1 protein-coding gene is annotated in these 396 nt (G+C 69.2%); it reads left to right on the forward strand.

The genetic code is table 11. The features are described from left to right. Positions 1–72: 72 nt before the first annotated feature. Positions 73–396, forward strand: a 324-nt coding sequence (locus tag IMZ11_RS44570; RefSeq protein WP_228649842.1) for an SDR family NAD(P)-dependent oxidoreductase, incomplete at its 3' end; no start/stop codon positions are given.

Consider the following 396-nt stretch of genomic DNA (forward strand, 5'->3'; position numbering starts at 1 on the left):
GGCCACGCCGTATCGCCTGGTGGATCTGTGGCACCAACACCGGGCGCCCATCGAGCAGGATTTCATCCTCCGATGAGCCAGATGCTGGCTGGAAGAACAGCATTGGTCACCGGCAGCAGCCGGGGTATCGGACGCGCCATCGCGCAGCGGCTGGCGGCCGAAGGTGCGACCGTGGCGGTGACCGCGCGGTCCTACGCTCCCATGCCGTCCACGCGGGCCGGAGTCACCGCGGCGATCCCGGGCACGATCGAGGAAACGATCGCCCTCATCGAAGGAGCCGGGGGCTCGGCCTTCGGCCTCGCGGCCGACCTCGAGGATGCCACCGCGCGCGACGGATTGATCGAGGCCGTCGTGGAACGAACGGGCCGGCTCGACATTCTGGTCAACAACGCGGGG

Origin of the sequence: Microtetraspora sp. AC03309, from assembly GCF_020826795.1 — a bacterium.
GTDB lineage: Bacteria > Actinomycetota > Actinomycetes > Streptosporangiales > Streptosporangiaceae > Microtetraspora > Microtetraspora glauca.